4 protein-coding genes and 1 riboswitch are annotated in these 10,646 nt (G+C 59.6%); of the genes, 2 read left to right on the top strand and 2 right to left on the bottom strand.

Translation table 11 applies throughout. The features are described from left to right. Entirely contained in the window at window positions 1-2,118 is a 2,118-nt protein-coding gene (gene gspD, locus AC22G1_RS20310) for a type II secretion system secretin GspD (RefSeq protein WP_487314964.1), read from the top strand. A 449-nt stretch (window positions 2,119-2,567) separates the two neighbouring features. Continuing rightward, window positions 2,568-7,739, top strand: coding sequence for a prealbumin-like fold domain-containing protein (locus AC22G1_RS20305; RefSeq protein WP_487314963.1), 5,172 nt, complete (start codon window positions 2,568-2,570; stop codon window positions 7,737-7,739). A 42-nt stretch (window positions 7,740-7,781) separates the two neighbouring features. Here AC22G1_RS20305 and AC22G1_RS20300 read toward each other — a convergent pair whose 3' ends face one another. After that, window positions 7,782-9,956: an Ig-like domain-containing protein gene (locus tag AC22G1_RS20300; protein ID WP_487314962.1), complete on the bottom strand. Its 2,175-nt coding sequence runs from the start codon at window positions 9,954-9,956 to the stop codon at window positions 7,782-7,784. Between the two features lie 69 nt (window positions 9,957-10,025). Then, window positions 10,026-10,100, bottom strand: a riboswitch (cyclic di-GMP riboswitch). 236 nt (window positions 10,101-10,336) lie between these two features. Beyond that, window positions 10,337-10,528: a hypothetical protein gene (locus AC22G1_RS20295; protein WP_148049880.1), complete on the bottom strand. Its 192-nt coding sequence runs from the start codon at window positions 10,526-10,528 to the stop codon at window positions 10,337-10,339. Window positions 10,529-10,646 lie beyond the last annotated feature (118 nt).

Below are 10,646 nucleotides of genomic sequence, written 5' to 3'. Positions count from 1 at the left end.
ATGATTACCGCACTCAAAACGGTGCTGCCGATGCTTTGCCTGCTCTTGGCCGGCTGCGCCCTGACACCGGCCGGGGAGCACGCCAGTGACAACCCGTTTCGGCAATCCAACCAGGATGACGCCGCCGCCCAAGGCTTGAGTCTTTACGATCAGGCCCACCCGGGCCGAGGCGATGTGATGGCGCCGCTGATAACGGGCGAGGCCAACAACCCGCCGCCCATGGAGCGGGTGGAAATTTACCCCGGCAGCGGCCACTTTGTGGGCCAGGCCGGGAGCGATGCCCCACGCAGCAGCGCCGGTGATGTCACCCTGAACTTTCAGGACACCGCCATCAGCGAGGTGGTAAAAACCATCCTCGGCGACATCTTGCGGGAAAACTACAGCATCGACGATGGGGTGCAGGGCAAGGTCAGCCTGCAAACCAGTAAACCCATCACCCGCGACGCCCTTATTCCCACCCTCGATACCCTGCTGCAAATCAATGGCGCCGCCCTGGTGCGCAACAACGGCCTGTATCAGGTGGTGCCCACCGGCGAGGTGTCGCTGGGCGGCCTCAACCCCCGGCTCAAACTCAGCGCCGACAGGGGCTACCAGATGCTGGTGTGGCCCCTTAAGTACATCGGCGCCAAAGAGATGATGAAACTGCTTGAGCCCATCAAGCCCAAGCAGGGCCTGCTGGAGGCCGATGAACGGCGCAACCTGCTGACCATCGCCGGCACCCAGTCCGACCTTTTGAGCCTGCGCGACACCATCCAGCTGTTTGACGTAGACCAGCTGCAAGGCATGTCGGTGGGCATTTTCCGGCTGCAAGCGGTGGAAGCAGGGGTCATTACCCAGGAGCTGGAGGCCATCTTTGGCGACAGCGCCGAGGGCCCGTTGGCAGGCATGGTGCGCTTTTTACCCATAGACAGGCTCAACGCGCTGCTGGTGATCACCCCCCAGGCCAAGTACCTGACCGACGCCCGCACCTGGATAGAGCGGCTGGACAAAGCCGACAACCCCCGCGGCCTCAACATGTACGTCTATTACGTGCAGAACTCCAAGGCCGACCGGCTGGCGGACATGCTCGGCAAGCTTTTCGAGGGCAGCAACGCCAGGCCCACCAGCAAGAGCGCGCCGGATGTACCCCAGCCAAAGGCGCCGCCGGATGCCGTGCCGGTGGTGGCGGTGAGCGGCGGTATGGACGCCACCAACCTCAATGTCGGTGAGGTGCAGATCATCGCCGACGAGGAGAACAACGCCCTGTTGATCATGGCCAGCCCCAGCGACTACGAGAAGGTGCACAAGGCGGTCAAACAGCTCGATGTGCTGCCGCTACAAGTGCTGGTGGAAGCCACCATAGTGGAGGTGACCTTGCAGGACGAGCTGCGCTACGGTCTGCAATGGTTCTTTAAAAACAGCGTTGGCAGCAAAACCGGTATCGGCTCCCTGGGCACCCGGCCCCTGACCTCACCCACCGATTACCTGGCCAGTGCCACCTATGAGGTGTTTGACGCAACCGCCACCCGGCTGCTGCTCAATACCCTGGCCTCCGACTCCAAGCTCAACGTGGTGTCCTCTCCCTCGTTGATGGTGCTGGACAACCACACCGCCGCCATCCGGGTTGGCGATCAGGTGCCGGTGCGCACCTCCCAGACCACCAATACCTCGTCTGATCTTGGCAACATCACCAGTACCATCCAGTTCAAGGACACTGGCGTGCTGCTGGAGGTGACCCCCCGGGTCAATGCCGGCGGCATGGTGGTGCTGGACATCACCCAAGAGGTTAACGACGTGGCCACCACCACCACCTCGGATATCGACTCGCCCACCATTACCCAGCGCCGCATCAATACCTCGGTGGCGGTGCAAAGCGGCGAAACCCTGGTGCTGGGGGGCCTTATTCGCGACAACCGCAGTAACGACAGCAACGGTGTACCCGGCTTGCGCCAGGTGCCGGTGTTGGGTTGGCTGTTTGGCTCGGCCGGGCGCAGCAATCAGCGCACCGAACTGGTGGTGATGATCACCCCCACCGCCGTGACCGACCGCGAAGAAGCGCGCCAGGTTACCCGCGAATACCGCAACAAATTAAAAGGGGTCACCTTCCCGGCCAGCGCCTTTGGCCGTAAGGGTGATTAAAACCAAACAGGCCGCTGTTTCTTTGTTGAAACAGCGGCCTTTCGTTAAATAACCAGCGTTATCAAGGCGTTGGAAATTCCTCTCCCCCAGCCTGTAATGGCAGCCTAACAACCGCCCCCTCTCCGCCCCGCGACAAAACCAATAAATCAATAAAAATCAATCAGATAAAAACAAGGCATGAGTGTTGCGTTAATAGCGCCGGACATCGCCGGCGTGGCCGGCAGGACTCGTTCGTTACGGGGATACAAGCGGTAGAGGGACGTCCCTGTCGAATGTACTTACCTCCCTCAAACCGGGATGGGCAGCAGAACCATGGCAGTGGGCACTGCACACCACGGCACCGGGAGACCCAGGTCCACACCAGCATGCTGGCGTGGCCTTAGGAGGTGGACATGCGAAATTCCCTTTCAGGAAAAAGATGGCCAACATTCTGGAAAAAAACCAGATGGTTGGCCGCCGCGGCGCTCGCCCTTGGGGTGGGGGTCACGGTTTACGCCGTGCACAACAACGGGCTCTTCGAGCTCGACGGCAACACGGTGGTTAACACCCCGGGCCTTGACGATGCAGAGAGCATCTACGCCAAGGTAATGGGGGACCCGACAGCAGCAAGCACCTATTCGGAGGACTTCTCTTTTGACGACTTCTCCCCAGACCCGACCTACTTCGGCCAGGGGGACAAAGACATCCAGAACGTTTCCCAGTGGGAATGTACGCAGCCCAACAACGTTGGGCCCAAATTCAACATCCTTAACGGCTTCTCCGGCGCCTACCAGATGATGGTTGACGGCCAGCCCCACACCCTGCTGGTGGCCGGGGCCGACCGGGAAAGCAAAAACGGCAGTGCCAACGTTGGTATCTGGCTGTTCCAGGGCGTGGTGGGTTGCGACCCGCTCTCCGGCCTTGGCTTCCAGGGCCAGAAAACCGATGGCGACATCCTGCTGGTATCCGAGTTTACCGGTGGCGGTAAAATCTCCACCATCATCGCCTACCGCTGGATAGACCCCGACGGGGTGCCCGACACCGGCGACGAAGTGCTGGGGCAACTGATTGACCCGGACAACTCGGTCGCCTTGAGCGGCACCTACAACGGTGACGAAATCATCAATGAAGATGACCCCTTCATCTCAGGGACAGACTGTACCGCCACCGCGCCAGACCACCACAGTACCGGTAGCCCGGACTTGTGCGCCGCGGTCAACGCCACCAACATCACCCCCGCCTGGACCACCGATGTACGTGAGCCGGGCCAGTACTTTGAAGCCGGGGTGGATTTAACGGCGCTGCTGGGGCTTGGCAACCAGGTGTGCTTTAACTCCTTCTTGCTGGAAACCCGCTCATCGTTTGAGACCGGGGCCGACCTGAAAGACTTTGTCGGTGGCCAGCTCAACACCTGCGGTACCATCACTATCGTCAAGGTGGCCGAGTCTTTGGCTGATTACCTCAGTAAAGAGGGCAGTTTCGACTTCGACTTCACCTACCCCGATGCCAGCTCAGACAGCTTCACCCTCAACACCACCGATGCCCAGCCCAGTGCTCAGAAATCCTATCTGTCACTGTTCCCCGGCAGCTATCAGGTGGATGAGAGCAGCTTGTCCGGCAACTTTGTATTCAGCGACGTCAGTTGTACTGGCGCCACCGATTACACTGCCAGCAATTCCGCCAACACCGGCGGCAATTCGGCGCTGGACATCACCCTGGGCCTGGGTGACAACGTCACTTGTACCTACACCAACACCATCGCCCCCGGGCCCGGTGTGGTGACCATCAACAAAGTGGTGCTGGCAGGTGATACCGCCACCAGCTTCGGCTTTACCACCGACCTTGGTATCCCCTTGGCCTTTAACCTGACCGACGGCGGCTCAACCCAATACACCGCCGACGCCAGTGATACACCCTACTTCGTTACCGAGACGGTACCGGCCGGTTGGGAGCTGGACTCCATCTCCTGCTCCATCCTCAACAGCGACCCCCTGGGTAGCTACCAAATCAACGGCAATACCGCCAACATCACCATCCTCGATGGCGACGAGTTCGACTGTACCTTCTACAACAAAGAGAAACCCAAGCTGCGCCTGGTCAAACAGGTGGTTAACGACAACGGCGGCACCGCCACTGCCAGCGATTGGCAGCTGAGCGCCACCGGCAGCGGCGGTTTCAACGGCAACGGCGACACCGGCTTTAACTATGTCAACGCCAACACCAGTTATGCCCTGAGCGAAAACGGCCCCAGCGGCTACAGCGCCTCAGCCTGGGTGTGTGACGGCGGCAACCAAAGCGGTGCCAGCATCAGCCTCGACTACGGCGAGGTGGTCACCTGTACCATCACCAACGACGACATCTCACCGACCCTGACCCTGGTGAAAACCGTTATCAACGATAACGGCGGCACCTTGCAGGTCAGCGACTTCCCGCTGTTTATCGACGCCATGCAAGTCACCAGCGGCACGGTTAACAACGTAGATGCCGGTAGCCACAATGCCTCTGAAACTCAGCAACCGGGCTATACCGCCGGCAGTTGGGGTGGCGATTGTGCCAGTGATGGCTCCGTGACCTTGGCCCTGGCCGAAAATAAAGTCTGTACCATCACCAACGATGACCAACCGCCGAGCCTGACGCTCATTAAAGTGGTGGTGAACGACGACGGTGGTACCGCGCTCGCCAGTGACTGGACCTTGTCTGCAACAGGCCCGGTTAACTTCAGCGGCGCTGGCCCCAATGTCAGCAGCAATGTTGCCGCTGGCAGTTATGACTTGTCCGAAAACGGTCCGGCAGGTTATGCCGCCTCCAACTGGGTCTGCGTAGGCGGCACTCAGAACGATGGCGACACCGTCACCCTGACTGTGGGCGAGTCTGCGGTCTGTACCATCACCAACGACGACATCGCACCGACCCTGACCCTGATTAAAACCGTTATCAACGATAACGGCGGTACCCTGCAGGTCAGCGACTTCCCGCTCTTTATCAGCGGCAACCCGGCCATCAGTGGCCAAAGCAACACCCTGAGCGCCGGTAGCTACACTGCCTCCGAAATCCAACAGTTCGGCTATCTGGCTGGCAGTTGGGGTGGCGATTGCGCCGCTAATGGCTCGGTCACCCTGGGTGTGGGCGAAAACAAAACCTGTACCATCACTAACGACGACATTCCCCCCACCCTGACCCTTATCAAAGTGGTGGTGAATGACAACGGCGGTACCCTGCAGGTTGGTGACTTCCCGCTCTTTATCAGCGGCAACCCGGCTATCAGTGGCCAAAGCAACACCCTGAACGCCGGTAACTACAGCGCGTCTGAAACCCAGCAATATGGCTATCAAGCCAGCGGCTGGAGTGGCGATTGCGCAGTGGATGGCAGCGTCAGCCTGAGCGTGGGCGAAAACAAAACCTGTACTATTACCAACGACGACATTGCACCGAACTTGACCCTTATCAAGGTCGTGATCAATGACAACGGCGGTACCTTGCAGGCCGGTGACTTCCCGCTCTTTATCGACGCCATGCAGGTCACCAGTGGCCAAAGCAACAACCTGAATGCCGGTAGCTACACCGCGTCCGAGACCCAGCAGTTCGGCTATGCCGCGGGCAGCTGGGGCGGCGATTGCGCTGCTAACGGCTCGGTTACCCTGGGTGTTGGCGACAGTAAAACCTGTACCATCACCAACGACGACATTCCCCCCACCCTGACCCTTATCAAAGTGGTGGTGAATGACAACGGCGGTACCCTGCAGGTCAGTGACTTCCCGCTCTTTATTGACGCCATGCAGGTCACCAGTGGCCAAAGCAACACCTTGAACGCCGGCAACTACAGCGCGTCTGAGACCCAGCAATATGGCTATAGCGCCAGTGGCTGGACAGGGGATTGCGCCGGTGACGGCTCCGTCAGCCTGAGCGTGGGCGAAAACAAAACCTGCACCATTACCAACGACGACATTGCACCTAACTTGACCCTTATCAAGGTGGTGATCAATGACAACGGCGGTACCTTGCAGGTCAGTGACTTCCCGCTCTTTATCGACGCCATGCAGGTCACCAGTGGCCAAAGCAACAACGTTGCTGCTGGCAGCTACACCGCCTCCGAAACCCAGCAGTTCGGCTATGCCGCGGGCAGCTGGGGTGGCGACTGCGCTGCTAACGGTTCGGTCACCCTGAGTGTTGGCGACAGTAAAACCTGTACCATCACCAACAACGACATTTCACCCACTCTGACCCTTATCAAAGTGGTGGTGAATGACGACGGCGGTACCCTGCAGGTTGGTGACTTCCCGCTCTTTATTGACGCCATGCAGGTCACCAGTGGCCAAAGCAACAACGTCAATGCCGGTAGTTACAACGCCTCCGAAACCCAGCAACCGGGCTATGCCGCCGGCAGCTGGACAGGGGATTGCGCCGGTGACGGCTCGGTCAGCCTGAGCGTAGGTGAAAACAAAACCTGTACTATCACCAACAACGACATCGCGCCGCGCCTGCGGGTCATCAAGTACCTTGATCCCACAGACGATGGTGGCCTGTTCAACCTTTACATCGACGGCGGCCTGTACGCCTCTGATGTAGGCCATAACGGTACCAACGGCTTCGTCAATGTCCTGGCCAACGCCCAGCACACCGTCAGCGAACAGGCCGGTAGCAATACCAACCTGAACAGCTATGACGCCACCATCGGCGGCGACTGCGCAGCAGACGGCACCATTACCCTGGGTCTGGACCAAGAAGGCACCTGTACCATTACCAACGTCAAACGCGGTATGGCAGAAGTGATCAAAACCGTAAACGGCTTGCCGCTGATGGCGGGTGAGGCCTATACCTTTGAGATCCGCCTCGGTGACGGTACTGGCGGCGCCATTGCCAGCGCCACCGCCAGTGGCCCGCTGGGTAACGGCGAAGCGGTGAGCTTCAGCTGTAACGGCACCACCGAAAACTGCGTCAATGTGGACGGCATGGCCAAGCTGAAAGTGAACGTGCAGTACGCTTTCTGCGAAACCAACATGCTGCCCGGCTGGGCTAACACCAGCCTCGACGGTGACACCTGGTTCGTACCGGGTGGCGGCAACGCCGACGTGGATAACTCCACTGAATGTATTGCCTTCACCCTGAGCGCCGGTGAAACCCGTAGCTTCCACATCGAAGACACACCGCCTCCCGGTGGCGACGCCAGGACTATCGGTTTCTGGAAAAACCACACCAGCTGTGATGGTCGTGGTAACCAAGAAGCAGTTCTGGATGCCAACCTGCCCATCACCCTGTACCCCGGCTTTGTCATCGCTAACCCGATGAACCTGGACGGTGACAGTGGTGACCAGGAAGCCTGCCCGTTCGCGGTAGACCTGTTGGATAAACGCCAGGTTGCCGACCCGGATGTGGTTCGTGACGGTAAGAAATCCGCTAGTGATGCCGCCTTTGGCCTGGCCGCTCAGTACATTGCTTACCTGCTGAACCAAAACGCCGGTGCCGGTACCTGCCCTGCCGCCAGCAGCGCCGCTGCCCAGGCAGCCACTCTGCTGCAAAGCATCAGCTTTGACGGCAACGGCACTTACTTCAAAGGTAAGAAAGGGCAAGGTGACGCCGCCCTGGCTAACAGCCTGGCCGGCACATTGGATGCTTACAACAACAATAACCTCTGCCCGCAGTAACGGCAGAGCCAATAAAAACGGCGGGTTAAACCCGCCGTTTTTTTATTTGTTGCGGCCTTTGCCGCCGCCACCGGTGGAACCGCCACTGGTGCTGCCGGAGCTGCTGGCCGTACCTATGGTGACCGTGGCGCTGGCCGAGGCGGTGCCGTCGGTGACGGTGTAGCTGAAGCTGTCACTGCCCTTGAAACTCTTGGCCGGGGTGTAAATCAGGTTGTTGCCGCTCTGGGTGACACTGCCCTTGCTGCCCTGGGTAAAGCTGCTGATAGACAGGGTGTCGCCGTCGGCGTCGGTATCGTTACTCAGTACCGCAATCACCACGCTGCTGCCGCTGGTGGTGGCGCTGTCGTTGTTGGCAACCGGCGCACTGTTGGTGCTGGAGGCCGGGTTATCCACCACATAGGTGGCGCTGCTGCTGACGCTGTTCTGGTGCTGGCTGGCACTGACTTGCACAGTGTAAAAGCCGTCCACCGCCGTGCTGGCAGAGCTCACCACCAAGGTGGTGCTGGCACTGCTGCCGGGGGCAAGGCTCAGGCTGCTGGCGCCCAAGGTGGCGGACCAGCCGCTTGGCAGGGATTTGGCCAGGCTAACGGTACCGGTGGCGCAAGCGGCAGAGTCGTTGTTGGTAACGCTGACGGTGTAGGTGGCGGCGCTACCCGCGGCCAGCCAAGGGCTTTGGCCGGGGCTCAGCACCACAGAGGGGGCCTTGGCGACGCAGCTGTCGGCGCTGCTGCCAGAGGCAATCACCGAGACCTCGGCGGTGTCGCCACCGGCGCTCAGGGTATCTACCTGTACATTACCGCTCTGGTAGCTGTAACCGGCCACCAGGGCTGGGTCGTAAAAGTCGGTATTGGTGGTGCCGGAGCCCGGGGTCATGTCCAGCAGGTACTGGGCATTGCCGTTGCTGGGGTCTACTTCGTGGAACACCACACCGTTTTCAAAGTTGGCGGTGGCCAGGCTGCTGTCCAGCCCGGTGGGCTGGCGATAGCTCAGGTAGTAATAGGTGCCATCGCCCTTGGCGATTTTGATGGCTTTTTCGTAGCCGCTGGTGCCGGCATAACCGCCCAGGGTATAGACGCCGCCGTTGCTGGCGTCGGTAACATTGAGCCAGCCCAGGGCCTCACGGTTGCGGGCGCCGAACAGGGCCAGGCCTTTACCCATGGGGTCGGTGATGTCGCCGTATTCGGAGCTGGTGCAGCTGCTGCCTTCAACGTTGGCGCCGCATTCCAGGGCGTGGGCGTGGTACAGACCCATGCCGTGGCCCATTTCGTGGGTGATTATCTGCCAGTTGGCCACCTGGCCGTTAATGAGGGACACCGCCGGGTTGCCGCCCACGGTAGACAGGCCGGTAAAGCCGCAACTGCTGGTTTTGGGGGTAATGAACACGTAACGGCTGTAAGCGCTCAGATCCACGCCGTTGGCGCTGGCCGCTTCTTTAAAGGCCGGTACCACAGTATTGAAATCGCACTGGCTGGAGCTGACCCCCAAGGTGTACCAGCCGTATACGTCGCCGCTCAGCCAGGCTTTGTTCTGGGAGTTTTCCATGATCACGTCGTTGACGGTGCCAAACACCAGGCTGTTGATGGCGTCTTTGGTCCAAGGCTGCTGGGGGTCGTCGCTGAAGTTGGCCAGCACCACCAGGGTCTTTTGCTCGCCGGTCACGGTACCAGAAGCGCCGGCAGTGCCGCCGTTACTGGTGGTGGTGCTGCCGTCGGCGGCCATCACCAGAATGTTGCTGTCGTCCACCAGCATCTCGCTACCCAGCATGGCGCCGCTCAGCTGCACTTCACCTTTGCCACTCAGTTTGCCAAGGCCTTTGCCTTTGAGGGGGATCTGGTCGCCAAAGGGGGTATTGAGCAGGTACTGGTGGCTGAAACTGCCGTCTTCGTGGTCGGCCACCAGGGTTTGTACTTCCCCGCTCATGGCCACCGGTTGTTCCAGATAGGCCAGCACCGACGCGTCCAGCCCTTGTTGTTTACCAGCTGGTATCAGCAGCTCCACCGCCGCTTGCGGGTCGCTGTCGGCCAGGGCCAGCAAGGCTTGCTGGCGGGCCTGGGCTTTGGCTTCCAGGCCGTGGGCCTTGCCATTGCCATGGCTGTTTTTAATGAGTTTGACCAGATCCTGGGTCAAATCCCGTGCGTTTTCGGCAGGGGCGGCGCCATAAGCGGTGGCAGACATCAATAGGGCAGCGGATAGCAGGCTAAGGGCTGGACGTTTCAACAGGATCTCCTCATAAACAGCAGAGAAAGATCCTCAAGCCAGCATAGGCCCGAAGCAGGGATTCTCTCTTTCGGCAGCCGGGCAACCCATAAGGGGCCCCTGGCTTTGCGACCTTCGGTTACCCGAAGTGTGCCTTTGTCAGGAGAGGATCTTTCTTAGGTAAAATTGTCGCCTTGGAGGGTCCGGTTCCGCGGGTCAGCAGGGTCTGGCTGAAGGCAATAATTCCCGGCAGTTGGGCCAGGACGGCGTGAACATTAGCACGGGCTTATTGAATAAAAAATAAACAATACAGGGTGGGTGAGTCGATCAAATGCCTACTTTTTACGCAGCTGTCAGCTAACTCATTGACCGGCAAACACTTGGCCTGAGGGCTGCGATTTTCAGCGCCTGCGCGATCTGCGCCGTGGATCACGGTCTTCATCCCAAAGATGCACCGGTTCTTCTTCCAGAAGGTATTGCAGGGTCCTGAGGCTCCATAACAACAACGCCCGATGGGGCAGCCCCGGCTCGTCGACGATTTGTGCCAGCCGTTCCAGACGCAGCTGCTGTTGCTGTGGCGTTTGTGCTGTCATGGGCTGCTTCCAGCTGTTGTGGGTCCAGTGGATTTTGCAAAACCCAAGCCACAACGGCTAACCTATATTTATCAATGCCTTAGTAAATTAAAAGCCACCCCGAGGGTGGCTTTTGTTG

This window comes from Gallaecimonas zhanjiangensis (genome assembly GCF_057624825.1).
This window is presented reverse-complemented; position numbering and strand designations above follow the sequence as displayed.

Coding starts and splice junctions, on each gene's coding strand:
- AC22G1_RS20295 (WP_148049880.1), bottom strand. CDS start 10,528: ATGACAGCACAAACGCCACAGCAACAGCAGCTGCGTCTGGAACGGCTG.
- gspD (WP_487314964.1), top strand. CDS start 1: ATGATTACCGCACTCAAAACGGTGCTGCCGATGCTTTGCCTGCTCTTG.